Raw genomic sequence first — 26,801 nt, forward strand, 5'->3', positions numbered from 1 at the left:
TTTGTCAGTGATGTGAGACGTGGATCATGGGTTTTCGCTGTCTGCTGGTTATCGGCTGTTTGTGCGTTGCCTTGATGGCAAACGCCTCTCCCCCACCTGTCGCCCCGCAGGCGCAGTTGAATGCGCAGCAGCGCGAATGGCTGGCCCAGCATGCGGAACTGCGGGTGGGCGTGGTGTTGCAGGTGCCTTACGCGCAATACGACCGACGTTTGCAGCGCTTGTCCGGGGCGAATGTCGAGTTGATGCAGTGGTTGGCCAAGGCGCTGAACATCGAGCTGACCTGGCGCAACTTTCCTAATCAGGAGCAACTGGAAGCGGCTGTCCGCGACGACGAGGTGGACATTGCCCCCGGCCTGCAACAAACCCCGGCCGGTTTGCGCCTGTGGCTGTTCACCGACCCATATATGCGCGTGCCCCAACATATTGTTGGCATCCGCGAGGGCGCCGCCGCCGTAGAGTTGGAGAAGCTCGACGAGCAATCCCGTGTTGCCGTGCGCATGCCCAGTGCGGTGGCCGATTACCTGCGCAGCACCTATCCCGGCCTTAACCTGCAAGGCGTGCCCATGGAGCGCCAGGCCTTGCAATTGCTGGTCAGCCAGCAGGCGCGTTATGCCGTGGTGGATGAAGCGCAATTAAGCCGGCTCTCCGGTGAGGCAGAGTTCGCCGGGTTGGCGGTGGTGGGGGATATCGGCTTGCCGCAATTGCTGCGGGTCGCCACGCGCCGGGATTGGCCGGAATTGGCCGGCATCATGGAAAGCGCCCTGCGCGCCATCCCGGCCCGCGACCTGGATCAACTGCACAGTCGCTGGCTGCAACCCAAATACCCGCGTTTATCCGAATCCAAAGGCCTGTGGCAGAACCTCAGTCTCTTGCTCGGCCTGTTGCTGCTCGCCAGCCTGGCCGTGGTGTTCTGGCAGCGCCGCCAGCAACGCGTGCTGGAGCACGACCTGCTGGCGGCCCGCGAAGAAAGCGCGGCCCGCGCCGCCGGTGCCGAGGCGTTGAGGTTGACGCAGTTTTCCATCGACCAAAGCACTGTCGGCATCTTGTGGGTCAACTGGGACAGCCATGTGCGCTACGCCAATCGTGCGGCCGAAAGCATGCTCGGTTACGCGCCCGGGGCCTTGATCGAACGGCCGCTGGTCGACCTCGACCCGACCCTGGATATGGACCGCTGGCTCAACCTGTGGAAGCGTGCACGGGCCAGCGAAGAGGGGCCGCAGAACTTCGCCACCGATTGTTTGCGCGCCGATGGCAGCATTCTGCCGGCCAACGTGTCCTTGAGCTTTCTGCGCTTTGCCGAGGCCGAATACCTGGTGGTCTATCTGAACGACGTCACCGAACTGCGCCGCACCCTGGCCGCGTTGATGCAAAGTGAAGCGCAACTGCGCGAGTTGTCCGCCCACCTGGAAACCGTGCGCGAAGAAGAAAAGGCGCGCATCGCCCGGGAAGTGCACGACGAACTCGGGCAAATGCTCACGGTGCTCAAGCTGGAAACCTCGATGTGCGAGCTGTCCTATGCGCAACTGGATCCAGGCCTGCACGAGCGCTTGAACAGCATGAAGCGCCTGATCGCTCAGTTGTTCCAGTTGGTGCGGGACGTGGCGACGGCGCTGCGTCCGCCGATTCTCGATGCCGGTATTGCCTCGGCGATTGAATGGCAAGCCCGGCGCTTTGAAGCGCGCACGCAAATCCCCTGCCTGGTGCAAGTACCGGATAACCTGCCGGCCTTGAGCGATGCCAAGGCCATCGGCCTGTTCCGTATCCTGCAGGAGGCACTGACCAATGTGATGCGCCATGCCCAGGCGCATACTGTCGAGCTGACCCTGGCGGTGGAAGGCGCCGGCCTGCGACTGACCATCAGCGACGATGGCGTCGGTTTCGTCCAGGCCCAGGGGCGCCCGGTGTCGTTTGGCTTGGTGGGGATGCGCGAGCGCGTGCTGATCATGGGCGGGCAACTGAGCCTGGACAGTCAATTGGGCGAGGGCACCACCCTGAGTGTGACGGTGCCGTTGGATGCATAACGATAAGAGGAAGCCCTTGTGATCCGTGTACTGGTAGCCGAAGACCACACCATTGTTCGTGAAGGCATCAAGCAATTGATCGGCCTGGCCAAAGACCTGCTGGTGGTGGGGGAGGCGAGTAATGGCGAACAACTGTTGGAGACCCTGCGCCACGTGCCTTGCGAGGTGGTGTTGCTGGATATCTCGATGCCCGGCGTGAATGGCCTGGAAGCGATCGCACGCATTCGGGCGCTGAGCAATCCGCCGGCGATCCTGGTGCTGTCGATGCACGATGAGGCGCAAATGGCCGCGCGCGCCCTGAAGGTGGGGGCTGCGGGTTACGCCACCAAGGACAGCGACCCCGCGCTGCTGCTGATGGCGATTCGCAAGGTCGCGGCCGGCGGGCGCTACATCGACCCGGACCTGGCGGACCGCATGGTCTTCGAGGTCGGCCTGACGGACTCGAGACCTTTGCATTCGCTGCTGTCCGAGCGTGAATTCTCCGTGTTCGAACGCCTGGCCCAGGGCGCCAACGTCAATGACATCGCCCAGCAACTGGCGCTGAGCAGCAAGACCATCAGTACCCACAAGGCGCGGCTGATGCAAAAGCTGAATATCACCTCCCTGGCCGAGCTGGTGAAGTACGCCATGGAGCACAAGCTCCTCTAACCACATACCCAATAACGACAACCCCAAAACACCGCCGAACCCATTCTTGCCGCTTGCAGCTCGCCTCTTGCAGCTGCCCTGTCCCATTCCCGCCATCCGTGTAGGGCGATCCCTACCCCAAACCTTCCATCCGGCTGATGCGATTCTCTCTTGGCCCCCGATTTTCGGGGGCTCGCGGCTGGACTACGCTTGTGCCACAGCAGTCCAAAACACAAAGGTGCGGGTATGAGCGAGGCGGATTCAAATGATGTGCTGGTCAGCTTTCGTGGCGTGCAGAAGAGCTACGACGGCGAGAACCTGATCGTCAAAGACCTCAACCTGGAGATTCGCAAGGGCGAGTTCCTCACCTTGCTCGGGCCTTCCGGTTCCGGCAAGACCACCAGCCTGATGATGCTGGCCGGCTTCGAAACGCCGACCGCCGGTGAAATCCAGCTGGCCGGGCGCTCGATCAACAACGTGCCGCCGCACAAGCGTGACATCGGCATGGTGTTCCAGAACTACGCGCTGTTCCCGCACATGACCGTCGCCGAGAACCTCGCGTTCCCGCTGTCGGTACGCGGCTTGAGCAAGACCGATATCAGCGAGCGGGTCAAGCGCGTGCTGAGCATGGTCCAGCTCGACGCCTTCGCCCAGCGCTACCCGGCGCAACTGTCCGGCGGCCAGCAGCAGCGCGTGGCCTTGGCCCGGGCGTTGGTGTTCGAACCGCAACTGGTACTGATGGACGAACCCCTCGGCGCCCTCGACAAGCAATTGCGCGAACACATGCAGATGGAGATCAAGCACCTGCACCAACGCCTCGGCGTGACCGTGGTGTACGTGACCCACGACCAGGGCGAAGCCTTGACAATGTCCGACCGCGTGGCGGTGTTTCACCAGGGCGAGATCCAGCAGATCGCCGCGCCGCGCACTTTGTATGAAGAGCCGAAAAACACCTTCGTCGCCAACTTCATCGGTGAAAACAATCGCCTCAATGGCCGCCTGCACAGCCATACCGGCGAGCGCTGCGTGGTAGAGCTGGCGCGCGGCGAGAAGGTCGAGGCACTGGCGGTGAACGTCGGCCAGATCGGCGGCCCGGTGACCCTGTCGGTGCGCCCGGAACGCGTCAGCCTCAATGGTTCCAGCGAAAGTTGCGTCAACCGCTTCTCCGGGCGGGTGGCGGAATTTATCTACCTGGGCGACCACGTGCGTGTGCGCCTGGAAGTCTGCGGCAAGGCCGATTTTTTTGTGAAACAACCGATCGCCGAGCTGGACCCAGCGTTGGCGGTCGGCGACGTGGTACCGATTGGCTGGCAAGTCGAGCACGTTCGCGCACTCGACCCACTTCTAGAGGCGAATTGATCGCCCCATGGCTTCACCAACCCTGCACGTGGAGAGAACAACAATGTTGAGATCCCTGAAGTATTCCGTCCTGGCCCTGAGCTTGATGGGCGCTACACAGGCCATGGCCGGCCCGGACCTGACCGTCGTGTCCTTTGGCGGCGCGAACAAGGCTGCACAGGTCAAGGCTTTCTATGCACCGTGGGAAAGCGCGGGCAACGGCAAGATTGTCGCCGGTGAGTACAACGGTGAGATGGCCAAGGTGAAAGCCATGGTCGACACCAAGAGCGTGTCCTGGGACCTGGTGGAAGTGGAGTCGCCGGAATTGTCCCGTGGCTGTGACGAAGACATGTTCGAGCCGCTGGACCCGAAACTGTTCGGTAACAGCGCCGACTACGTGAAGGGCGCGATCCAGCCGTGCGGCGTGGGCTTCTTCGTATGGTCGACCGTTCTGGCCTACAACGCGGACAAACTGGCTTCCGCGCCAACCAGCTGGGCGGATTTCTGGGACACCAAGAAATTCCCGGGCAAGCGCGGCCTGCGCAAGGGCGCCAAGTACACCCTGGAATTCGCCTTGATGGCCGACGGCGTGGCGCCGAAGGACGTGTACAAAGTGCTGGCCGGCAAAGATGGCCAGGACCGTGCGTTCAAGAAACTCGACGAACTCAAGCCGTCGATCCAATGGTGGGAAGCTGGCGCACAACCGCCGCAATACCTTGCCTCGGGTGACGTGGTGATGAGCTCGGCCTACAACGGCCGCATCGCCGCGGTGCAAAAAGAAAGCAATCTGAAAGTGGTGTGGAACGGCGGCATCTACGACTTCGACGCTTGGGCCATCCCTAAAGGCCTGGCCAAGGACCGTGCTGAAGCAGCGAAGAAATTCATCGCCTTCTCGGTGCAGCCGCAGCAGCAGAAGACCTACTCGGAAAACATCGCCTACGGCCCGGCCAACACCCAAGCCGTACCGTTGCTGGCCAAGGACATCCTCAAGGATATGCCGACTACGCCAGAGAACATCGCCAACCAAGTGCAGATCGACGTGAGCTTCTGGGCAGATAACGGCGAGCAGCTGGAGCAGCGCTTCAACTCCTGGGCTGCCAAGTAACCATGTGGGAGGGGGCAAGCCCCCTCCCACAGGGGTGTGCATTCATTTTTAATGATTCGGAGTCAGCCATGGCTATCGCCGTTCCCTCGAACGAGGTCAACAGCCCCACCCTCAAGCAGCGCCTGGCGCGTGCCGAGCGGCTCAATCGCTGGAAGGCCCAGGCCTTGATTGCGCCGCTGGTGCTGTTTTTGCTGCTGGTGTTCCTGGTGCCGATTGTTGCGCTGCTGTTTAAAAGCGTCGGCAACCCGGAAGTGGTGGGCGGTCTGCCGCGTACCGTGGTGGCGGTGACGGCCTGGGACGGTCGTGGTCTGCCGGGTGAGCCGGTGTATCAGGCCCTGAGTGAGGACCTGGGCGAGGCGCGTAAAAACCAGACCCTGGGCGATCTGTCCAAACGCTTGAACATGGAACTGGCCGGCTATCGCAGCCTGCTGACCAAAACCGCGCGGGCGCTGCCGTTTACCGAAGCGCCTGCCTCTTATAAAGAAGCGTTGGAAAACCTCGACGAACGCTGGGGCGACCCGGCTTACTGGCAGGCGATCCGGCGTAATACCAGCAGCCTGACCCCGTTCTACCTGCTGGCGGCCGTCGATCACCGCATCGACGACCTTGGCGAAGTGGCCCCGGCCACCCCGGATCAGGCGATCTATCTGGACATCTTCGCCCGCACCTTCTGGATGGGCCTGGTGATCACCGCCATCTGCCTGTTGCTGGCGTATCCGCTGGCGTACTTGCTGGCCAACCTGCCGGCGCGCAAAAGCAACCTGCTGATGATTCTGGTGTTGCTGCCGTTCTGGACCTCGATCCTGGTGCGGGTGGCGGCGTGGATCGTGCTGCTGCAATCCGGCGGGCTGATCAACAGTGCGCTGATGGGCATGGGCCTGATCGACAAACCCCTGGAGCTGGTGTTCAACCGCACTGGGGTCTACATCTCCATGGTGCATATCCTGCTGCCGTTCATGATTTTGCCGATCTACAGCGTGATGAAAGGCATCTCGCCCACCTACATGCGTGCGGCGATCTCCCTGGGCTGTCACCCGTTCGCCAGCTTCTGGCGCGTGTACTTCCCACAGACGTATGCCGGTGTCGGCGCCGGCTGCCTGTTGGTGTTCATCCTGGCCATTGGTTACTACATCACCCCGGCGCTGCTGGGCAGCCCGAACGACCAGATGGTCAGCTACTTCGTGGCTTTCTACACCAACACCAGCATCAACTGGGGCATGGCGACGGCGTTGGGCGGCTTGCTGCTGCTGGCGACCGTGGTGCTGTACCTGATCTACAACCGGCTGGTGGGCGCCAGTCGCCTGCGCCTGAGCTGAGGAGACCTTGCGATGCTGAGCCCTTATATGTCACCAGTGGAACGGGTGTGGTTCTACAGCTTGCGGATCTTCTGCGGCTTGATCCTGTTGTTCCTGATATTGCCTGTGCTGGTCATCATCCCGCTGTCGTTCAACAGCGGCAGTTTCCTGGTGTATCCGCTGCAAGGCTTCTCGCTGCACTGGTACCAGGATTTCTTCGCCTCGGCGGAATGGATGCGTGCGCTGAAGAACAGCATCATTGTCGCCCCGGCGGCCACGGTGCTGGCCATGGTGTTCGGCACCCTGGCGGCGATCGGCCTGACCCGTGGAAATTTCCCCGGCAAGGCGTTGGTGATGGCCCTGGTGATTTCGCCGATGGTGGTGCCGGTGGTGATTATCGGTGTGGCCAGCTACCTGTTTTTTGCGCCACTGGGCCTGGGCAACAGTTTCTTCTCGCTGATCGTGGTGCATGCCGTGCTCGGCGTGCCGTTTGTGATCATCACCGTGTCGGCGACCTTGCAGGGTTTCAACCATAACCTGGTACGGGCCGCCGCCAGCCTGGGCGCCTCGCCATTGACGGCGTTTCGTCGAGTGACCCTGCCGCTGATTGCGCCGGGGGTGATCTCCGGTGCGCTGTTTGCCTTCGCGACTTCGTTCGATGAGGTGGTAGTGACGCTGTTCCTCGCCGGCCCCGAACAAGCGACCCTGCCGCGCCAGATGTTCAGCGGCATCCGCGAAAACCTCAGCCCGACGATTGCGGCGGCGGCGACCTTGCTGATTGCCTTCTCGGTCGTGCTGTTGTTGACCCTGGAGTGGCTGCGCGGCCGTAGCGAAAAACTACGTACTGCCCAAGTCTAAAGCCCCGCACAGCCCCCTCCCACAGGGGGGGGCTGTGACCATTCAGCGTCTGAATGGAAGACAACCCGATCCAGTCAGCTACTCTTGTGCCAGCCCATCACCGATAAGAGGCCGCGCACATGAGTACTTCCTCATTCAAGATCGCCCACAAACTGCTGACTGGCGCTGGCGCCATTGAACAACTGGCCGCCGAGCTGACGCGCCTGGATGTGGATAACCCCTTGATTGTCACCGACGCGGCGCTGGTCAAGTCCGGCACCGTGGCGCTGGCGCTCGAGCACCTGGGTGAACGCCCTTACGAGATTTTCGACCGCGTGCTGCCCGACCCGGAAATCTCCATTGTTGAAGATTGCATGCAGGCGTACCGCGATGGCGGGCACGACGGCCTGATCGGCGTGGGCGGCGGCAGTGCCATCGACATAGCCAAGAGCGTTGCCGCCTATGCCGGTTACCACGGCGCCCTGGCCGATTTGTTTGGCGTCGACCAGGTGCCGCGCAAGGGCCCGCCGCTGATCGCCATCCCGACCACGGCCGGCACCGGCTCGGAAGTGACCAATGTGGCGATCCTCTCTGACAAGGTCGCGCAGTTGAAGAAAGGCATCGTCAGCGACTACCTGCTGCCGGACGTCGCGCTGATCAGCCCGCAAATGACCCTGACCTGCCCGCGCAGTGTTACCGCCGCCAGCGGCGTGGATGCGCTGGTGCATGCCATTGAGTCCTACCTTTCCCTGAATGCCTCGCCGATTACCGATGCCCTGGCCATCGGTGCGATCAAGCTGATCGCCAAGGCGCTGCCCAAGGCCTACGCCAACCCGGCCAACCTGCAGGCCCGCGATGATATGGCCACCGCCAGCCTGATGGCCGGCATGGCCTTTGGCAATGCGGGGGTGGGCGCGGTGCATGCGTTGGCCTACCCGTTGGGCGGGCGGTTCAATATCGCCCATGGCGTGAGCAATGCGCTGTTGCTGCCGTACGTGATGCACTGGAACAAACTGGCCTGTGTCGAGCGCATGCAGGACATTGCCCAGGCCATGGGTGTGAATGTCATCGGCTTGAGTGTCAACGATGCGGCTGACCAGGCCGTCGAGGCGATGACGCGCTTGTGTGCTGCGGTGGAGATTCCTTCCGGTCTGCGCAGTTTCGGGGTTCCCGAGGACGCCATCCCGGCCATGGCCACGGAAGCGGCGGGTATCGAGCGCTTGATGCGCAACAACCCGCGCAAGCTCAGTGCGGCCGATATCGAGAAAATCTATCGGGCGGCTTACTAGCCGTTGAGTTAGGTCACGGTGCGCAGGGCAAAGCATGAGGTATACAATGCGCGCCATCGTGATTTAGCTCAAAAAAGGTGCGTCATGCAGCCCTTCGTTATCGCTCCATCGATTCTCTCCGCCGATTTCGCCCGCCTGGGTGAGGAAGTGGACAAGGTGTTGGCCGCAGGTGCCGATTTCGTGCACTTCGATGTCATGGACAACCACTACGTGCCCAACCTGACCATCGGCCCGATGGTCTGCGCGGCGCTGCGCAAGTACGGCATCACTGCGCCGATCGATGCGCACCTGATGGTCAGTCCGGTGGATCGCATCATCGGTGACTTCGTTGAAGCGGGTGCTACCTACATCACCTTCCACCCGGAAGCCTCGCTGCACGTCGACCGCACCTTGCAATTAATCCGCGAAGGCGGCTGCAAGGCCGGCCTGGTGTTCAACCCGGCCACCCCGCTGGACGTGCTCAAGTACGTGATGGACAAGGTCGACATGGTGTTGCTGATGAGCGTCAACCCAGGCTTTGGCGGGCAGAAGTTCATCCCCGGCACCCTCGACAAGCTGCGTGAAGCCCGTGCGCTGATCGATGCGTCGGGCCGTGACATCCGCCTGGAAATCGACGGTGGGGTCAACGTCAACAATATCCGTGAAATCGCTGCTGCTGGCGCCGACACCTTCGTGGCCGGCTCGGCGATCTTCAACGCTCCTGACTATCAAGAGGTCATCGCCAAGATGCGCGCCGAACTGGCGCTGGCGCGTCCATGAGCGGCTTTGAGCAGCTGTTCCCCGGCAAACTGCCACGGCTGGTGATGTTCGATCTGGACGGTACCTTGATCGACTCGGTACCGGACCTGGCGGCGGCGGTGGATGAGATGCTGCTCAAGCTGGGGCGCAAGCCGGCGGGGGTCGAGTCAGTACGCCAATGGGTTGGCAATGGCGTGCAGATGCTGGTGCGCCGGGCCCTGGCCAATCACATCGATGCCGAAGGTGTCGATGATGTCGAGGCCGAGCACGCCCTGGAACTGTTCAATGTTGCCTATGAGCGCAGCCACGAACTGACCGTGGTCTACCCCGGCGTACGCGACACCCTCAAATGGCTGAGCAAGCAGGGCGTGGAAATGGCCCTGATTACCAACAAGCCGGAGCGCTTCGTCGCGCCGCTGTTGGACCAGATGAAAATCGGCCGTTATTTTCGCTGGATCATCGGTGGCGATACCTTGCCGCAGAAGAAGCCCGACCCGGCGGCACTGTTTTTCGTGATGAAAATGGCCAATATTCCGGCGTCCCAGTCGTTGTTTGTCGGCGATTCGCGCAGTGACGTGCTGGCGGCGAAAGCGGCCGGCGTGCAGTGCGTGGCCCTGAGTTACGGCTACAACCATGGCCGTCCCATCGCCGAAGAGTCGCCGTCGCTGGTGATTGATGACCTGAGACTGCTAATCCCCGGTTGCTTGGGAGCTGGCGCTGAGATAACGTTGCCCGACATCGATCCGTACCCTTCTGGAAATTCCATCGTGGTGGTCACTCGCAAACTCTGGATGAAAGTCATCAAGGCCCTGGCCCGCTGGCGTTGGCGCGCCTGACTGATCCTGGCCGCGCCATGCGGCACGTTTGCATACCTGACTGTTAGACCCTCACGCCACGAGGCACCCCATGATCCGCGAAGAATTCCTGCGTTTGGCCGCTGCCGGCTATAACCGTATCCCCCTGGCCTGCGAAACCCTGGCCGACTTCGACACGCCGCTGTCGATCTACCTGAAACTGGCCGACCAGCCCAACTCCTACCTGCTGGAGTCGGTACAGGGCGGCGAGAAGTGGGGCCGTTACTCGATCATCGGCCTGCCATGCCGCACGGTGCTGCGGGTGCATGACCATCATGTGAGCATCACCCATGATGGCGTCGAGATCGAAAGCCATGACGTCGAAGACCCGCTGGCCTTCGTCGAAGCCTTCAAGGCGCGCTACAACGTGCCGACCATCCCTGGCCTGCCGCGCTTCAACGGCGGCCTGGTGGGGTACTTCGGCTACGACTGCGTGCGCTACGTGGAGAAACGCCTGGGCAAATGCCCGAACCCGGACCCGTTGGGCGTGCCGGACATTCTGCTGATGGTCTCCGACGCGGTGGTGGTGTTCGACAACCTCGCTGGCAAGATGCACGCGATCGTGCTCGCCGACCCGTCCCAGGCCGACGCCTTCGAGCAAGGCCAGGCCAGCCTCGAAGCACTGTTGGAAAAACTGCGCCAGCCGATCACCCCGCGTCGCGGCCTGGACCTCAGCCGTCCGCCGGCAGCCGACCCAGTGTTCCGCTCCAGCTTTACCCAGGATGACTACGAGCGCGCGGTCGACACCATCAAGGAATACATCCTCGCCGGCGACTGCATGCAGGTGGTGCCGTCGCAACGCATGTCCATCGACTTCAAGGCTGCGCCCATTGACCTATACCGGGCGCTGCGCTGCTTCAACCCGACGCCGTACATGTACTTCTTCAATTTTGGCGACTTCCACGTAGTGGGCAGCTCGCCGGAAGTGCTGGTGCGTGTCGAGGACAACCTGATCACCGTGCGTCCGATTGCCGGCACACGCCCGCGTGGCGCGACCGAAGAAGCGGACGTGGCGCTCGAGGAAGACCTGCTCAGCGACGACAAGGAAATCGCCGAACACCTGATGCTGATCGACCTGGGCCGCAATGACACCGGGCGTGTCTCGGAAATCGGCTCGGTGAAGTTGACCGAGAAGATGGTCATTGAGCGTTATTCCAACGTGATGCACATCGTGTCCAACGTTACCGGCGAGCTGAAGGCCGGGCTGACCGCGATGGATGCATTGCGGGCGATTCTGCCGGCGGGCACGTTGTCGGGCGCGCCGAAGATCCGTGCGATGGAAATCATCGACGAACTGGAACCGGTCAAGCGGGGTGTCTATGGCGGCGCCGTGGGGTATTTCGCCTGGAACGGCAACATGGACACCGCCATTGCGATTCGCACGGCGGTGATCAAGGACGGGGAGCTGCATGTGCAGGCCGGTGGCGGGATTGTCGCCGACTCGGTGCCGGCCCTCGAATGGGAAGAAACCCTGAACAAGCGCCGCGCGATGTTCCGCGCCGTAGCGCTGGCTGAACAGACCCCCAACTCTTGAGGTTTCCCCCATGTTGCTGATGATTGATAACTACGATTCCTTTACCTACAACGTTGTGCAGTACCTGGGGGAGCTGGGGGCCGAGGTCAAGGTGGTTCGCAATGACGAACTGACCGTGGCCGAAATCGCCGCCCTGAACCCGGAGCGCATCGTGGTTTCGCCGGGGCCCTGCACGCCGACCGAGGCGGGTATTTCCCTCGAAGCGATCAAGTATTTCGCCGGCAAGCTGCCGATCCTGGGCGTCTGCCTGGGCCACCAGTCCATCGGCCAGGCCTTTGGTGGTGACGTGGTGCGTGCGCGCCAGGTGATGCATGGCAAGACCAGCCCGGTATTCCATAAGGACCTGGGCGTATTCCAGGCACTCAATAACCCGGTGACCGTGACCCGCTACCACTCGCTGGTGGTCAAGCGCGAAACCCTGCCGGAATGCCTGGAACTGACCGCCTGGACCCAGCTTGAAGACGGCTCCGTCGACGAGATCATGGGCCTGCGCCACAAGACACTGAACGTCGAAGGGGTGCAGTTTCACCCCGAATCGATCCTGACCGAGCAGGGCTACGAGCTGTTCGCCAACTTTCTCAAGCAGAGCGGCGGCACGCGCTAAGGACTTTCCATGGATATCAAGACTGCCCTGAGCCGTATCGTCGGCCATCTGGACCTGAGCACCGCTGAAATGAGCGATGTGATGCGCGAGATCATGACCGGTCAATGCACCGACGCGCAGATCGGCGCGTTCATGATGGCGATGCGCATGAAGAGCGAAAGCATCGACGAGATCGTCGGCGCCGTAACGGTGATGCGTGAGCTGGCGGACAAGGTCGAGCTCAAGACCCTCGACGGCGTGGTCGACGTGGTCGGCACCGGCGGTGATGGTGCGAATATCTTCAACGTCTCGACGGCCTCTTCCTTTGTGGTCGCGGCGGCAGGCTGCACCGTGGCCAAGCACGGTAACCGCGCGGTGTCCGGCAAGAGCGGCAGTGCCGACCTGCTGGAAGCGGCCGGCATCTACCTGAACCTCACTCCGGTTCAAGTGGCGCGCTGCATCGATAACGTCGGCATCGGTTTTATGTTTGCCCAATCCCACCATGGTGCGATGAAGCACGCTGCGGGTCCGCGTAAAGACCTGGGCCTGCGCACGCTGTTCAATATGCTCGGCCCGCTTACGAATCCGGCCGGTGTGAAGCACCAGGTGGTGGGCGTGTTCAGCCAAGCGCTGTGCCGGCCATTGGCTGAAGTGCTGCAGCGCATGGGCAGCAAGCACGTGCTGGTGGTGCATTCCAAAGACGGCCTGGACGAGTTCAGCCTGGCTGCGCCAACGTTTGTGGCGGAGCTGAAGAATGACCAGATCACCGAATACTGGGTCGAGCCGGAAGACCTGGGCATGAAGAGCCAGAGCCTGCACGGTCTGGCGGTGGAAAGCCCGGCGGCGTCCCTGGAACTGATTCGCGATGCCCTGGGGCGTCGCAAGACTGAGAACGGTCAAAAAGCCGCGGAAATGATTGTTCTGAATGCTGGCGCGGCACTTTACGCTGCCGACCATGCCTATAGTCTTAAGGAAGGTGTCGAATTGGCCCACGATGCGCTGCACACCGGTCTGGCTCGTGAAAAGCTCGAAGAGCTGGGAGCATTCACCGCTGTATTCAAGATGGAGAATGAAGGATGAGTGTTCCGACCGTTCTGGAAAAAATCCTCGCCCGCAAGGCCGAAGAAGTGGCCGAGCGCCGCGCCCGTGTGAGCCTGTCCGAGTTGGAAGCACAGGCGAAAATCGCCGATGCCCCACGCGGCTTTGCCAATGCCTTGATCGCCCAGGCCAAGCTCAAGCAGCCCGCCGTCATCGCCGAGGTCAAGAAGGCCTCGCCGAGCAAAGGTGTAATCCGCGAAAACTTTGTCCCGGCCGACATCGCCGCCAGCTACGAGAAGGGCGGGGCGACGTGCCTGTCGGTGCTGACCGATATCGACTACTTCCAAGGCTCCGACCTGTTCCTGCAGCAGGCCCGCGCCGCGTGCAAGTTGCCGGTGATCCGCAAGGATTTCATGGTTGACCCGTACCAGATCGTCGAAGCCCGTGCCTTGGGCGCCGACTGTGTATTGTTGATCGTCTCCGCATTGGATGACGTGAAGATGGCCGAGCTGGCGGCCGTGGCCAAGAGCGTCGGTCTGGATGTGCTGGTGGAAGTGCACGACGGCGATGAGCTGGAGCGCGCGCTGAAAACCCTCGACACACCGCTGGTGGGGGTCAACAACCGCAATCTGCACACCTTTGAAGTCAGCTTGGAAAACACCCTCGACCTGCTGCCGCGTATTCCGCGTGACCGCCTGGTGATCACCGAGAGTGGCATCGTCAACCGTGCCGATGTGGAGCTGATGGAAATCAGTGGGGTGTACTCGTTCCTGGTGGGCGAGACCTTCATGCGTGCGGAAAACCCAGGGGCGGAGCTGCAGCGTCTGTTCTTCCCGGAGCGTGGCGTGGCGGTCAGTGGTTCGACTCTCGATTGATTTGAAATGCGATCGAAATGTGTGAGGGGGCTTGCCCCCGATGGCGGCGGTTCAGTTGGAGCATCCTTGACTGACACACCGGTATCGGGGCGAGCCCCCTCCCACATTTGGGTTTGTGTTTATTCAGATAGGTAGGTGCCCATTGATCCAGCCAGTGTCGATGCGTGTTGAAGCAGGCCTTGCCGCCGAGCAAGACCTGCTGGCCGCCGTATGCGCGGGTGAGTCGCAGTGTGGGCTGCTGTTCTGGCAGCCCAGCGATCAGGCGCTGGTGATGCCGCGTCGTCTGAGTCGCTTGCCCGCGTTTGAAGCGGCGAGCCGGGTCTCGGCGGATGCCGGTTGGCCGGTGCTCTTGCGCGAAACTGGCGGCGAACCGGTGCCGCAGTCCAGCGCCACCGTCAATATCGCCTTGGTTTACGCTCCCCCGCGCAGTGAAGGCGATCAGGGACGTATCGAAACCGGTTATCAGCGTCTATGCCAACCGATCTGCGATTTGCTCATCGAGCTGGGCGGGGATGCCTCCGTCGGCGAAATCGACGGAGCGTTCTGCGACGGTCGTTACAACGTTAACCTCAACGGTCGCAAAATGGTCGGCACTGCCCAGCGCTGGCGACAGAGTGGTGGCCGCCCGGTGGGGTTGGTGCACGGTGCGTTGTTGCTGGATAACGATCGCGAAGAACTGATCGCGGCGGTCAATCGCTTCAACGAAGCCTGCGGCCTGGAGCAGCGGGTGCGTGCCGACAGCCATATCGCCCTGCACGAAGCATTCCCCGCACCGGATGCAATCAGCCGGCTGGACACCCTGTACCGTCAAATGCTGGCCAGCTTCCTGCCGGGTTAACGGGTACCGAACACCACCATCGTCTTGCCTTTGACGTGCACCAGGTTGCGCTCTTCCAGGTCTTTGAGCACGCGGCCGACCATCTCCCGTGAACAGCCGACGATACGCCCGATCTCTTGGCGCGTGACTTTGATCTGCATGCCATCAGGGTGAGTCATGGCGTCGGGTTGCTTGCACAACTCCAGCAGGCAGCGCGCCACGCGCCCGGTGACGTCGAAGAACGCCAGGTCGCCGACCTTGCGCGTGGTGTCTCGCAGGCGCTGGGCGATCTGACCGCTGAGGGCATAGAGGATGTCGGGATCCTGTTGGGCCAACTCGCGAAACTTCGTGTAGCTGATTTCGGCCACTTCGCACTCGATCTTGGCCCGTACCCAGGCGCTACGCTCCTGTTCCTTGCCGGCTTGTTCAAACAGCCCTAACTCCCCGAAGAAATCTCCGGTATTAAGGTAGGCGATGATCATTTCGCGACCGTCTTCATCCTCGATCAGGATGGTGACCGAGCCTTTGATAATGAAGAACAGTGTTTCGGAGCGTTCGCCAGCACAGATGATGTTGTGCTTGGCCGGGTAGCGCCGGCGTTGGCAGTGCATCAGCAACTTGTCGAGATTTTTGATCTTGGGTATGGGCGTCAGAGCAACCATGGTTGTATCCCGAAAGTCGGCACGAGGTGGTTGGGATTGTTGTAGTCAGCGGTATCGGCATTGATACACGTTGTATGAGGGTGGCAATACGCCACTCATTTGGCGCCAGCTTAACAGACACATTCTGACTCGATTAGCGAATTTACCGAGCACCCCCCCGTTATTGATCGCTTTGATGGGAAACCCTGCCGCGTCCGGGCCCTGTGCTAAGCTGGCGACCCTTTTTTAGCAGTGGAGTCTGGGCGATGAAGGCACGCATCCAATGGGCGGGCGAAGCCATGTTCCTCGGTGAGTCGGGCAGCGGCCATGTGGTGGTCATGGATGGCCCGCCGGAAGCCGGTGGCCGTAACCTGGGCGTACGCCCGATGGAAATGCTTCTGCTTGGTGTGGGCGGTTGCAGCAATTTCGACGTGGTCAGCATCCTGAAAAAATCCCGCCAGGCCGTAGAAAGCTGCGAAGCCTTCCTGGAAGCCGAGCGCGCCACTGAAGATCCCAAGGTGTTCACCAAGATCCACATGCATTTTGTGGTGAAGGGCCGGGCGTTGAAAGAAGCCCAGGTCAAGCGTGCCATCGAGTTGTCGGCGGAGAAGTACTGCTCGGCGTCGATCATGCTCGGCGCAGCCGGTGTGGCCATCACTCATGATTACGAGATCATCGAGTTGGGTTGATCGCCAATAGGCAAAAGAAAAGGGCGCTTCGAGAGCGCCCTTTTTTGCAGGTGCGGGTTGGGTCAGATGCGGTAGGTACTTTTGGTCATGACCTTGGCCAGCAGGCTCATGCCGAATCTCACTGGCGCCGGGAAGCGGAAACCGCCTGCATCCAATGCACTTTCTGCGTGGTGCGCTTCATCGATGCGCATCTGCTCAAGAATTGCCCGGGACTTTTCGTCGTCGGCTGGCAGTTGTTCCAGGTGTTCATCCAGATGCTTGCACACTTGATGTTCAGTCGCGGCGACAAAGCCGAGGCTGACCTTGTCGCTGATCAGGCCGGCAGCAGCGCCGATGCCAAACGACAAGCCGTAAAACAGTGGGTTGAGCACGCTGGGGTGGCTGCCCAACTGACGAATACGTTGCTCACACCAAGCCAGGTGATCGATTTCTTCTTCGGCGGCGTGCTCCATGGCTGCACGTACCTGCGGCAGCTTGGCGGTCAGGGCCTGGCCTTGGTACAGCGCCTGGGCACAGACTTCGCCGGTATGGTTGATGCGCATCAGGCCAGCCACATGACGGGTGTCGGTCTCGCTCATCTGCGCATCAGGCTGCAGGATGGCGGGCGACGGACGGTAGGGTTGGCCGCTGAAGGGCAGCAACGTGCGCATGGCCATGTCGGCTTGCAGCAACAGACGGTCTATCGGCGAGTAGTGACGTTGGGTAGTCATGCTGACCTCCGGGAAGAATCTCGGCGGCCAGTTTACCGCAAGAGAGAGGAACGCGTTTGCCCTGAGTCAAGGGCATGGGGTCGCAGCCTTGGACCGCGCCCCTTGCAGCGGGCTATTTCAGCCCGGCGGCCAGTTCATCTGGCGCTGACCCAGTACATGCATATGGATGTGGTAAACCGTCTGCCCACCGTCTTCGTTGCAGTTCATCACTACACGGAAACCTTTCTCGCAGCCTTGCTCCACCGCCAAGCGCTGGGCGGTGAACAGAATATGGCCGGCCAGGGCCTTATCCTCTTCGGTCAAGTCATTCAATGTACGGATAGGTTTCTTCGGGATAACCAGAAAATGTACCGGCGCCTGTGGGGCAATATCGTGAAAGGCGAGGACTTGATCATCTTCGTAGATAATCTTCGCGGGTATTTCTCTGTTGATGATCTTGGTGAACAGAGTATCCACAGCTGTTTCTCCATTATGAAAGTGCAAGGTGAGTGTACTCAGGCGATCAGCGTGGGCAATAGGCCTTGTTGATGGCGCCGGCGATCTTGCGGGTCAGCCATCGCGGGCTGAAACGCGGGCTGAAGGCCAGCCAGCGATTACGTCGCCCGGGAATGATGATGGCTTTGTTCTTTTCCAGTGCGCGCACGGTATAGAGCGCCACTTCTTCCGGGCTCATCAATTGCTCGCTGCGGTCGAGTTTGGCGGTGTCCATCTGCGCTGTACCGAAGAAGGCGGTGCGCGTAGGGCCTGGGCAAAGCACCGAGACCTTGATGCCACAGGTCTTGAGTTCTTCGCGCAAGCCTTCGGAGAAATGCAGCACATAGGCCTTGCTGGCGTAGTAGCTACTCATCCAGGGTCCGGGTTGGAACGCTGCGACCGAGGCGACGTTGAGAATCTGTCCGCCGCCTTGCAGTGCCATGGTATTGCCCAGGGCGTGGCACATGCGGGTGAGGGCAAGGATGTTGACTTCGATGAGGTCTTGCTCGGTCATCCAGTCCTGAGCCAGGAATGGCCCACTGGTGCCAATGCCTGCGCAGTTCACCAGCAAATCGATCTGCCGCTCGCCTTCTTCCAGCTCCAGCAGGAACCCGGACAAGCGCAATGGCTCACCCAGGTCGCATGCCCGAAACAGCACCTCGACGCCGAAGCGTTGGGTCAATTCGATTGCAATGCTTTCCAACTGATCACGCTGGCGGGCCACCAGAATCAAGCTGCGGCCGCGACGAGCCAGGGCTTCGGCCAAAGCCAGGCCGATGCCGCTGGAGGCACCGGTGATCAGAGCGTAACGGGTCATGCCTTTCTCCATCGCAACGCGCTGCGCCTGGGATGGAGGCATCACAGGCGCGGGGCGTTTCTTTACTGTTCTGGAGAGTCTACAGGTTCGGCCGCGTCGTCAGCACTTTGCGCGTCTTCTTCCTCGACGATCACGCTTTGGTCGGCGTCGTCATCGGAGGTGATGGAGCTGCTTTCGTAGCTGCTATCCACGTTGGCTTCGAGTTGGTCTAAGTAGCCGTTCATGCCCAGCGTTACCACGATGATGAGCATCAGCGGAATGAATGCCAGCCACAGCGAGGCCAGGACTTTCACCGCAGTGGAGTTGCGCGGTGGCGGTGCGCCGTACTGGTTGGCGCCCGCATTACCCGGCAACACCAGCAGCAGAAGCGGGAAAATGCTGTTCACCAGCGGTACCAGGTTCAGCAAGTAAAGCCATCCGGACCAGCCCAGGTCGTGCAGGCGTTGAACGCCGATCTGAACACTGACCCAGACCAGCGCAACAAACAACGCGAGACCGAGCAGCACGCCGAGGAGGGTGCCTGCTGTCGGCGAGGCGGTGGCCACGGCAAAGCTGACGGTACTGATGATGCCACCCGCTACCAACAGCGTGAGGGTCAGCACCAACGTCCAGGCGAGATAACGCAGGCGGCCGATCCGTCCGTGGATAGTGAAGACCTTGAGGGTGGAGTACTCCGGCAGGTTCTCACCTACGGCGGCGCGTGGCGGTGCGTAGGGTGAAGCGGCTGGACGAGAGAAGTCAGTGGCGGCGGAACCTGTCTCGTGGGTTTCGGCGAGGCTGAAGGCCACGGGTTGTTCTGCTTCGATACGCGCATCGACCCCGGCGTTTTTCAGCGCAGTGAGGTAGGTTTCGGCGTCGGGGCGGGACAGGTCACGCTTCAGCGCAACGGGGCGGCCTGTGAAGAGTTTCTCGATGTCCTCGACTGTGCTCTTGAACAGTTCAGCCAGGTTCAGCTTGGCCGTGGTGCTTTCGACACCCGGGAGCAAGGCTCCATCAAACACAATCTTGAAACGGTTGTCGCTCATGCGGGCATCCTTGTCACGGAATCAGTGGGGTAGTGCAGGCCTGCTCAATCGGCAGGCCGTGCGGTTGGGTCAGCGTGGCCAGCGTAACTGCGCCGCCTGCTCGAGCGCCTTGCGGTATTCGGCATCCAGACGGGCAACGAGTTCATCGACGCTGGGTAAATCATTGATCTCACCGACGCCTTGGCCAGCGGACCATACGGTCTTCCAGGCCTTGGCTTCGTCGCTCAACGGTTTGAGCTTGGAGCCGAAGTTTACTTCGCCTTTGCCTTGCAGGGCAGCGAGGTCGAAACCGGCGTTTTCCAGGCTCTGGCGCATAAAGCTTGCAGGCACACCGGAGACAGCAGGAGTGTGCACGATGTCAGCGGCGCGCGATGTGAGCAGCATCTCTTTATACGCATCTGGCGCGTGGCTTTCAGTGGTCCCGATAAAACGTGTGCCGAAATAGGCCAGGTCTGCCCCCAGCAACTGGGCGGCGAGGATCTCATGGCCGTGGTTAAGGCAGCCGGCCAGCAGCAGGGTTTTATCGAAGAATTGGCGGATTTCCGCGATCAGCGAGAATGGGCTCCAGGTGCCGGCATGGCCGCCGGCGCCTGCGGCGACGGCGATCAGGCCATCCACGCCGGCTTCAGCGGCTTTTTCAGCATGGCGCCGGGTAGTGACGTCGTGAAACACCAGGCCGCCGTAGCTGTGCACAGCATCCACCAACTCCTTCACCGCGCCCAGGCTGGTGATGACGATGGGTACCTTGTGTTCAACACAGATCGCCAGGTCCGCCTCCAGGCGAGGGTTGCTGTTGTGCACGATCAGGTTGACGGCGTAGGGGGCTGGATTGTCCAACTGCGCCAGACCCGCTTCGATTTCCTGCAGCCAGGCCTTGAAACCACTGCTCTCGCGTTGGTTGAGCGCCGGGAAACTGCCGACCACGCCATTGCGGCAGCAGGCCAGTACCAGTTGCGGATTGGAAATCAGGAACATCGGCGCAGCCACCACGGGCAGGCGCAGACGTTGTTCAAGCAGAGCGGGCAGCGACATTTGGAGGTACCCCGAATAATTGAAGTTAGAACGGTTTGACCACGACCAAAATTACGATTGCCAGCAATATCAGAACCGGGACCTCATTGAACCAGCGATAAAAGACATGGCTGCGGGTGTTTTCGCCACGGGCGAAACGTTTTACCTGCGCGCCGCACATGTGGTGGTAACCAATCAGGAACACTACCAGGGTCAACTTTGCGTGGATCCAGGCGCCGGATTTAAAAATGCCGGGGTTAAGGGCTATCAGCCAGATACCAAACACCAGGCTGGCCAGCATCGCCGGACCCATGATGCCGCGGTACAACTTGCGCTCCATGACGCTGAAGCGTTCCTTGCTGACGGTGTCTTCGCTCTGTGCGTGGTAGACGAACAGGCGTGGCAGGTAGAACAGCCCGGCAAACCAGCAGACGATGCTGACGATATGGAAGGCTTTGACCCATAGATAAAGCATTTTTAGTTATTCCCAGGTTCACGGTAGCGAAGATAGTAGTGGCTCATGCGCCCGTACGTCACGTTGACGGTTGTCGCAGGACGATGCGGCCCCTATTATCGACGGCTTTCCAGTGGTTCGTTGAGGGCAGGTTTATGGTCAAGGTCGGTATCGTCGGCGGCACAGGTTACACCGGTGTCGAATTGCTGCGTCTGTTGGCTCAGCATCCGCAAGCTGAGGTGGTGGTCATTACCTCTCGATCCGAGGCCGGCCTGGCCGTGGCCGATATGTACCCGAACCTGCGAGGCCACTACGACGGCCTGGCGTTCAGCGTTCCGGACATCAACACTCTTGGCGCCTGCGATGTCGTGTTCTTTGCCACTCCTCATGGCGTTGCCCATGCGTTGGCTGGCGAACTGCTTGCCGCTGGCACCAAGGTCATCGACCTGTCAGCGGACTTCCGCCTGCAAGACGCCGACGTATGGGCCAAGTGGTACGGCCAGCCGCACGGTGCTCCGGAACTGTTGGAAGAGGCGGTGTACGGCCTGCCGGAAGTCAATCGTGAACAGATCAAGCAGGCGCGTCTGATCGCTGTGCCGGGTTGCTATCCGACGGCCACGCAACTGGGATTCCTGCCGTTGCTGGAAGCTGGGTTGGCGGATGCTTCGCGCCTGATCGCAGACTGCAAGTCGGGCGTCAGCGGCGCCGGCCGTGGTGCAGCGGTCGGTTCGCTGTACTCCGAGACGTCGGAAAGCATGAAGGCCTACGCAGTAAAAGGGCATCGCCATTTGCCGGAAATCCGCCAGGGGCTGCGTCGCGCCGCCGGCAAGGACGTTGGCCTGACCTTCGTGCCACACCTGACGCCGATGATTCGTGGCATTCATTCCACGTTGTATGCCACCGTGGTCGATCGTTCGGTAGACCTGCAGGCTTTGTTTGAAAAGCGTTATGCCAACGAGCCGTTCGTCGATGTTATGCCTGCCGGCAGCCATCCGGAAACCCGCAGCGTGCGAGGCGCTAACGTGTGCCGTATTGCGGTGCATCGTCCGCAGGATGGTGACCTGGTGGTGGTGCTGTCGGTGATCGATAACCTGGTCAAGGGCGCGTCGGGCCAGGCGGTGCAGAACATGAACATCCTGTTTGGCCTGGATGAAAAGCTGGGCCTGTCCCACGCCGGCATGCTGCCTTAAGACGATTTCCTGAATGTACAAAAGGCCCGTTGATCGGGCCTTTTGTGTTTCTAATGGCGGCGATGCAGATTGATATACCGTAACAATAGTTGACCGCTTTTCTAGGAGAAGCGGATAATGCCCGCCATTACGCATATGGCGGCGTTACGCCGGGAGATTATCAGCATGAGCGTTGAATCCTTCACCCCCACGGCTTTGCAATTCACCCACGGTGCTGCGCACAAGGTGAAGAGCCTGGTCGATGAAGAGGGTAATGATCGCTTGAAGCTGCGCGTATTCGTTACGGGCGGCGGTTGTTCAGGGTTTCAGTACGGTTTCACCTTCGATGAAGATGTGGCCGACGATGACACCATTGTTGAACGCGAGGGTGTGAGCCTGGTTGTGGACCCGATGAGTTTTCAATACTTGGCAGGCGCCGAGGTGGATTATCAGGAAGGTCTTGAGGGTTCGCGTTTTGTGATCAAGAACCCTAACGCCACCACCACGTGTGGTTGTGGGTCTTCGTTTTCGATCTGATCGATAGCCTGATCCAAAACGAATAAAAAACGCCGCTTGGCTTTGATCGGCCAAGCGGCGTTTTTGTGTCTGAGGATCCTGGTGGAAGGCAGTCAGGCGGGGTAGATCGCGCCGAGTACGCGTAGTCCGCGTGCTCCGGTGACGCTGGGCCGGTTGGCGCTAATGCCTTCCAGGCAGCAGTGAGCCAGCCAGGCGAAGGCCATGGCTTCGACCCAGTCAGGATCTACGCCATAAGTGGCAGTGCTACTGACTTGGGTAGATGGCAGCAGGGCGGCCAGGCGGTTCATCAATGTAAGGTTATGGGCGCCGCCACCACAGACCAGCAGGGTTTCGGTCTGGGGTTGTGCCGTTTGCAGGGATTCGACGATGGTCAGGGCGGTCAATTCCAGCAAGGTGGCCTGGACGTCCTGGGGAGGGAATGCTGGCAGGCTGCCAAGGTGCTGCTGCAGCCACGCCAGGTTGAAGACTTCGCGCCCGGTGCTCTTCGGCCCTTTAGTTATAAAGAATGGGTCGCTGAGTAGCGTCTTGAGCAACTGTGGCTCGACGTTGCCACCGGCTGCCCATTGGCCGTCACGATCAAAGTGTTCGCCGCGCTGGTGGTGGATCCAGGCGTCCAGCAGGACGTTGCCGGGACCGCAGTCGAAGCCGGCGACAGGCTTGCCGGTCTCGATCAGGCTCAGGTTGCTGAAACCGCCGATGTTCAATACTGCACGGTGGCCGGTGCTTTCACCAAACAACGCTTCATGAAATGCAGGTACCAGAGGCGCACCCTGGCCGCCAGCGGCGACATCGCGGCTGCGGAAGTCGCTGACTACGGTGATGCCCGTCAGCTCCGTGAGCAGCGCCGGGTTACCGATCTGCACGGTGAAGCCTCGGGCGGGCTCGTGGCGGATGGTCTGGCCATGGCTGCCGATCGCGCGTATGTCCCGAGGCTTGAGGTTTTGCTGGTCGAGCAGGGTGTGAATGCCCCGGGCGGCGAGAGTGACCCAGTGCTGCTGGGCAATCGCTGAGCGGGCAATCTCATCCGGGCCGCTGGCGCACAGGCTTAACAGTTCTGCGCGCAGGGTGTCCGGCATGGGGGTGTAGTGGGTGGCGATCAGATTGACCGCCGAGTTTTGTTCGATCAGGGCGATATCCAGGCCATCTAGGCTGGTCCCGGACATCACACCTATATAGAGCGCCATTCCTTAGCGCTTCGCCGAGGCCAGCAGGGTGGAGCGCTCCTGATCCATGCGCGCCATCAGCGGCTGGCTTTGTTGCATGAAGCGCGCGCGTTCGGCCTTGGCGATCGGGTCGGCCATCGGCAGTTTCTGACCCAGCGGGTCAACGTGTACGCCATTGACCTGGAACTCATAGTGCAAGTGCGGGCCGGTGGATAGGCCAGTGGTGCCGATATAACCGATCACTTGGCCCTGCTTCACATTGCCGCCAGTTTTCACGCCCTTGGCGAAACCTTGCATATGGCCGTACAGGGTGCGGTAGGTGTTGCCGTGCTGGATGATTACCGTGTTGCCGTAGCCACCACGACGCCCGGCGAGCAGGACCTTGCCATCACCGGCAGCCTTGATGGGCGTACCGCGCGGGGCGGCATAGTCGACGCCTTTGTGGGCGCGGATTTTGTTCAGAATTGGATGCTTGCGACCCATGGAGAAACGCGAGCTAATACGAGCGAAATCCACCGGGGTGCGGATAAAGGCCTTGCGCATGCTGTTGCCATCAGCGGTGTAGTAGCTGCTGTTGCCTTGCTTGTTGGTGTAACGGACGGCGGTGTAGGTCTTGCCGCGGTTGGTGAAGCGTGCGGAAAGAATGTTGCCGGTGCCGACCACTTTGCCGTTGGCGACTTTCTGCTCGTAGATCACGTCGAATTCATCGCCCTGGCGGATGTCCTGGGCGAAGTCGATGTCGTAACCAAATACGCTGGCCATGTCCATGGTCATGCTATGGGACAGGCCGGCGCGTGCGGCAGATTGTGACAGTGAGCTGTTGATCACGCCGTGAACGTAGGCGGAGCGCATGACTGGCTTGGTGGTGGTGCGGTTGAAGGCAAAGCCTTTGGCGCCTTTTGTAAGGGAGATGCTTTCGAGGTCGCTGACGTTAGTGTGCAGGTTGTTCAACTGACCGTCTGGTGTCAGTTCGAACTCAAGTTTCTGGCCGTGCTTGAGTTGGGTGAATTGCTTGGCTTGTTTATCACTGGCCAGCACGTCGTTAACGGTTGCTGCGGAAAGGCCTACTTTCTCGAACAGGGTCGAGAGCGTGTCGCCTTTGGCCACCGTCACTTCGCGATGTTGAGGGTTCTTGGCAGCGTCTACTACGGGCTTTTTCTGTTCCTGAGCGGCTTGCTGGGTATCTTCCGGCGTGTTTTCTATCTGGGCAAACGGTGATTCAACTGGAGCATTTGTGGCTTGTTGGGCATCGGAAGCGTCTTGATCTTGTGTCAGTTGTTCAACCGGACTCTCCAAGTCAAGGCTCAGGGATGTTCGTTTGGCTTCTACGTCACTGGAAGGGAATACCAGGAGTGCCAGGCTGAGAAGGGCGGCGATACCACTTGCAGCGAGCAGGTGGGTCTTCGGGTAAAGCGGCGGCGCTTTAGACGGTTCAGTGGTCATAGGTAATTTTGACTTTGAAGATGAAATGGAAAAGATGAATGACATGATGAAGATGAAATAACTGTATAAAATATAACCAAATCATCTGTGGCGCAAGCTCGCGAACGCTGGGCTTGCTGAACGGTGTCCGTGCGCAGGGCAAAACTTGTAATTAGTCCCTGATCTTGTATGGTTGGTTCCCTTTTGAATCTGAGCCTTGCGGGTCTGTTATGAAGTCGGTTGAAGAGCAGCTAGCGCTGATAAAACGTGGTGCGGAAGAACTGTTGGTCGAGGCTGAGCTGATCGAGAAGCTCAAGCGTGGCCAACCCCTGCGTATTAAGGCTGGCTTCGATCCAACGGCGCCGGACCTGCACCTGGGTCATACCGTGCTTATTAATAAGCTGCGTCAGTTCCAGGAGCTGGGGCATCAGGTGATTTTCCTTATCGGTGATTTCACCGGGATGATCGGCGACCCGAGCGGTAAGAGTGCTACACGTCCGCCGCTGACCCGTGAGCAGGTTCTCGATAATGCCGAGACCTATAAGACCCAGGTATTCAAGATCCTTGACCCGGCCAAGACCGAGGTGGCGTTTAACTCTACCTGGATGGATCAGATGGGGCCGGCGGATTTCATTCGCCTGACGTCTCAGTACACGGTTGCGCGGATGCTTGAGCGCGATGACTTCGATAAGCGCTACTCCACTAATCAGCCGATAGCCATTCATGAGTTCCTGTATCCGCTGGTCCAGGGCTATGACTCGGTGGCGTTGCGTGCCGATGTGGAGCTGGGTGGGACCGACCAGAAGTTTAACCTGCTGATGGGGCGCGAGTTGCAGCGGGCTTATGGTCAGGAGGCTCAGTGCATTTTGACCATGCCTTTACTGGAGGGGTTGGACGGCGTCAAGAAGATGTCCAAGTCTCTGGGTAATTATGTAGGGATCCAGGAGGCGCCGGGTGTCATGTACGGCAAGCTGGTCTCCATTCCTGATGCGCTGATGTGGCGTTATTTCGAACTGTTGAGCTTCCGCTCGATGGATGAAATCAATGCGCTGCGTGCTGATGTTGAGGCGGGTGCCAATCCGCGTGATGTGAAGATTAAGTTGGCCGAAGAGATCGTTGCTCGTTTTCATGGTGAGGAGGCTGCGGCTAATGCTCATCGTGCGGCGGGTAATCGCATGAAGGATGGCGAGCTGCCGGATGATCTGCCTGAGATTGAATTGACTGCTGTCGAAGCCATGCCGATTGCTGCTGTCCTTAATAAGGCAGGTCTAGTGAAGAACTCCGCGGTTGCGCGTGATCTCCTGGGTTCTGGTGGTGTGCGTATAGATGGTGAGGTGGTAGATCGCACCTTTATATATGAACTGGGCGCTACCCACATTTGCCAGGCGGGGAAGAAGGCATTTGCGCGTATTACGCTCAAATCCGAATAACCTGAAATTAAGTGTTGACGGCGAATTATATCTGTCTATAATTCGCCCCACTTCCGGCGCAGTCGAAACGTAAAACTCCTTGGTAAACAAAGAGTTATACAAGATTAGGCAGCGGTTTGCTTCAGTTCATCGAAGTCCAGAAGGAGTTGATAGCGTCGTGTTATTTGGCACTATTAACGATTCGATCTTCTCGGTCGAAAGCGGAGAAAAAGAGGTGTTGACAGCAGCGTGTAACGCTGTAGAATTCGCCTCCCGCTGACGAGAGATCGGAAGCGCAAGTGGTTGAAGTTGTTGAAGAAATCTTCGAA

Annotated in this window: 27 protein-coding genes; 18 read left to right on the top strand and 9 right to left on the bottom strand. The window is 60.2% G+C overall.

Annotated features, from left to right (window positions below; genetic code table 11):
- Positions 1 to 26 precede the first annotated feature (26 nt).
- From AD670_RS09975 to AD670_RS10040, 14 genes are all read left to right on the top strand, one after another.
- The gene (locus AD670_RS09975; protein WP_053131169.1) at positions 27 to 2,021 is read left to right on the top strand and encodes a histidine kinase; all 1,995 of its coding nucleotides are present in this window, start codon (positions 27 to 29) and stop codon (positions 2,019 to 2,021) included.
- 18 nt (positions 2,022 to 2,039) lie between these two features.
- A complete protein-coding gene (locus AD670_RS09980) occupies positions 2,040 to 2,669 on the top strand; it encodes a response regulator transcription factor (RefSeq protein ID WP_027605903.1) in 630 nt (209 codons plus the stop codon).
- Positions 2,670 to 2,894: 225 nt separating this feature from the next.
- On the top strand, positions 2,895 to 4,007 hold the full coding sequence (locus AD670_RS09985; RefSeq protein ID WP_053131173.1) for an ABC transporter ATP-binding protein: 1,113 nt from the start codon (positions 2,895 to 2,897) through the stop codon (positions 4,005 to 4,007).
- A gap of 43 nt (positions 4,008 to 4,050) precedes the next feature.
- Positions 4,051 to 5,091, top strand: a complete 1,041-nt coding sequence (locus AD670_RS09990; protein ID WP_053131175.1) for an ABC transporter substrate-binding protein — start codon at positions 4,051 to 4,053, stop codon at positions 5,089 to 5,091.
- 68 nt (positions 5,092 to 5,159) lie between these two features.
- Positions 5,160 to 6,407 (top strand): ABC transporter permease, encoded by a 1,248-nt coding sequence (locus AD670_RS09995; RefSeq protein ID WP_053131178.1) that lies wholly within the window; start codon positions 5,160 to 5,162, stop codon positions 6,405 to 6,407.
- Between the two features lie 12 nt (positions 6,408 to 6,419).
- Positions 6,420 to 7,244 (top strand): ABC transporter permease, encoded by an 825-nt coding sequence (locus AD670_RS10000; RefSeq protein WP_053131181.1) that lies wholly within the window; start codon positions 6,420 to 6,422, stop codon positions 7,242 to 7,244.
- 119 nt (positions 7,245 to 7,363) lie between these two features.
- Positions 7,364 to 8,512: an iron-containing alcohol dehydrogenase gene (locus tag AD670_RS10005; protein ID WP_053131184.1), complete on the top strand. Its 1,149-nt coding sequence runs from the start codon at positions 7,364 to 7,366 to the stop codon at positions 8,510 to 8,512.
- A gap of 84 nt (positions 8,513 to 8,596) precedes the next feature.
- The gene (rpe, locus tag AD670_RS10010) at positions 8,597 to 9,271 is read left to right on the top strand and encodes a ribulose-phosphate 3-epimerase (RefSeq protein WP_034101050.1); all 675 of its coding nucleotides are present in this window, start codon (positions 8,597 to 8,599) and stop codon (positions 9,269 to 9,271) included.
- Positions 9,268 to 10,086 (top strand): phosphoglycolate phosphatase, encoded by an 819-nt coding sequence (locus tag AD670_RS10015; protein ID WP_053131187.1) that lies wholly within the window; start codon positions 9,268 to 9,270, stop codon positions 10,084 to 10,086. Before rpe ends, AD670_RS10015 begins: the two co-directional genes overlap by 4 nt.
- 70 nt (positions 10,087 to 10,156) lie before the next feature.
- Entirely contained in the window at positions 10,157 to 11,638 is a 1,482-nt protein-coding gene (gene trpE, locus AD670_RS10020; protein ID WP_053131190.1) for an anthranilate synthase component I, read from the top strand.
- Between the two features lie 10 nt (positions 11,639 to 11,648).
- Positions 11,649 to 12,242 (top strand): aminodeoxychorismate/anthranilate synthase component II, encoded by a 594-nt coding sequence (locus AD670_RS10025; RefSeq protein WP_053131193.1) that lies wholly within the window; start codon positions 11,649 to 11,651, stop codon positions 12,240 to 12,242.
- Positions 12,243 to 12,251: 9 nt separating this feature from the next.
- Complete coding sequence (gene trpD / locus AD670_RS10030; RefSeq protein WP_053131196.1) at positions 12,252 to 13,301, top strand: anthranilate phosphoribosyltransferase; 1,050 nt, start codon at positions 12,252 to 12,254, stop codon at positions 13,299 to 13,301.
- On the top strand, positions 13,298 to 14,134 hold the full coding sequence (gene trpC / locus AD670_RS10035) for an indole-3-glycerol phosphate synthase TrpC (protein ID WP_053131199.1): 837 nt from the start codon (positions 13,298 to 13,300) through the stop codon (positions 14,132 to 14,134). The genes trpD and trpC overlap by 4 nt, the downstream gene beginning before the upstream one ends.
- 142 nt (positions 14,135 to 14,276) lie before the next feature.
- The gene (locus AD670_RS10040; protein ID WP_053131201.1) at positions 14,277 to 14,972 is read left to right on the top strand and encodes a lipoate--protein ligase family protein; all 696 of its coding nucleotides are present in this window, start codon (positions 14,277 to 14,279) and stop codon (positions 14,970 to 14,972) included.
- On the opposite strand, the gene crp is transcribed toward AD670_RS10040, so the two are convergent.
- Positions 14,969 to 15,613, bottom strand: coding sequence for a cAMP-activated global transcriptional regulator CRP (gene crp / locus AD670_RS10045; protein ID WP_053131204.1), 645 nt, complete (start codon positions 15,611 to 15,613; stop codon positions 14,969 to 14,971). The genes AD670_RS10040 and crp overlap by 4 nt on opposite strands.
- A 245-nt stretch (positions 15,614 to 15,858) precedes the next feature.
- Here crp and AD670_RS10050 point away from each other — a divergent pair, with 245 nt between their 5' ends.
- The gene (locus AD670_RS10050) at positions 15,859 to 16,281 is read left to right on the top strand and encodes an OsmC family protein (RefSeq protein ID WP_005792019.1); all 423 of its coding nucleotides are present in this window, start codon (positions 15,859 to 15,861) and stop codon (positions 16,279 to 16,281) included.
- 62 nt (positions 16,282 to 16,343) lie between these two features.
- Here the strand turns inward: AD670_RS10050 and coq7 are convergent, their stop codons facing one another.
- The 6 genes from coq7 to hemJ form a co-directional block, all read right to left on the bottom strand.
- Positions 16,344 to 16,991, bottom strand: a complete 648-nt coding sequence (gene coq7, locus AD670_RS10055; RefSeq protein ID WP_053131207.1) for a 2-polyprenyl-3-methyl-6-methoxy-1,4-benzoquinone monooxygenase — start codon at positions 16,989 to 16,991, stop codon at positions 16,344 to 16,346.
- 117 nt (positions 16,992 to 17,108) lie between these two features.
- Complete coding sequence (locus AD670_RS10060; RefSeq protein WP_005792015.1) at positions 17,109 to 17,447, bottom strand: histidine triad nucleotide-binding protein; 339 nt, start codon at positions 17,445 to 17,447, stop codon at positions 17,109 to 17,111.
- A gap of 46 nt (positions 17,448 to 17,493) precedes the next feature.
- A complete protein-coding gene (locus AD670_RS10065; protein ID WP_053131210.1) occupies positions 17,494 to 18,282 on the bottom strand; it encodes an SDR family oxidoreductase in 789 nt (262 codons plus the stop codon).
- Between the two features lie 62 nt (positions 18,283 to 18,344).
- A complete protein-coding gene (locus tag AD670_RS10070) occupies positions 18,345 to 19,307 on the bottom strand; it encodes a DUF805 domain-containing protein (protein ID WP_053131213.1) in 963 nt (320 codons plus the stop codon).
- 69 nt (positions 19,308 to 19,376) lie between these two features.
- Positions 19,377 to 20,339 carry a nitronate monooxygenase family protein gene (locus tag AD670_RS10075; protein WP_053131216.1) on the bottom strand — a complete coding sequence of 321 codons (963 nt, stop codon included), beginning with the start codon at positions 20,337 to 20,339 and terminating at the stop codon, positions 19,377 to 19,379.
- A gap of 25 nt (positions 20,340 to 20,364) precedes the next feature.
- On the bottom strand, positions 20,365 to 20,793 hold the full coding sequence (hemJ, locus tag AD670_RS10080) for a protoporphyrinogen oxidase HemJ (RefSeq protein WP_053131219.1): 429 nt from the start codon (positions 20,791 to 20,793) through the stop codon (positions 20,365 to 20,367).
- Between the two features lie 134 nt (positions 20,794 to 20,927).
- Between hemJ and argC the strand changes: the two genes are divergently transcribed.
- Together argC and erpA are read left to right on the top strand one after the other, a co-directional pair.
- Positions 20,928 to 21,962: an N-acetyl-gamma-glutamyl-phosphate reductase gene (gene argC, locus AD670_RS10085; RefSeq protein ID WP_053131222.1), complete on the top strand. Its 1,035-nt coding sequence runs from the start codon at positions 20,928 to 20,930 to the stop codon at positions 21,960 to 21,962.
- Between the two features lie 165 nt (positions 21,963 to 22,127).
- Complete coding sequence (gene erpA / locus AD670_RS10090; protein WP_003176443.1) at positions 22,128 to 22,478, top strand: iron-sulfur cluster insertion protein ErpA; 351 nt, start codon at positions 22,128 to 22,130, stop codon at positions 22,476 to 22,478.
- A 92-nt stretch (positions 22,479 to 22,570) separates the two neighbouring features.
- Here the strand turns inward: erpA and AD670_RS10095 are convergent, their stop codons facing one another.
- Together AD670_RS10095 and AD670_RS10100 are read right to left on the bottom strand one after the other, a co-directional pair.
- Positions 22,571 to 23,662, bottom strand: coding sequence for an anhydro-N-acetylmuramic acid kinase (locus AD670_RS10095; RefSeq protein ID WP_053131224.1), 1,092 nt, complete (start codon positions 23,660 to 23,662; stop codon positions 22,571 to 22,573).
- Between the two features lie 3 nt (positions 23,663 to 23,665).
- Positions 23,666 to 25,084 (bottom strand): peptidoglycan DD-metalloendopeptidase family protein, encoded by a 1,419-nt coding sequence (locus AD670_RS10100; protein WP_053131227.1) that lies wholly within the window; start codon positions 25,082 to 25,084, stop codon positions 23,666 to 23,668.
- A 209-nt stretch (positions 25,085 to 25,293) separates the two neighbouring features.
- Between AD670_RS10100 and tyrS the strand changes: the two genes are divergently transcribed.
- Positions 25,294 to 26,493, top strand: a complete 1,200-nt coding sequence (tyrS, locus tag AD670_RS10105) for a tyrosine--tRNA ligase (protein WP_053131228.1) — start codon at positions 25,294 to 25,296, stop codon at positions 26,491 to 26,493.
- Positions 26,494 to 26,801: the final 308 nt, after the last annotated feature.

Origin of the sequence: Pseudomonas sp. MIACH (assembly GCF_001269925.1) — a bacterium.
Classification (GTDB): domain Bacteria; phylum Pseudomonadota; class Gammaproteobacteria; order Pseudomonadales; family Pseudomonadaceae; genus Aquipseudomonas.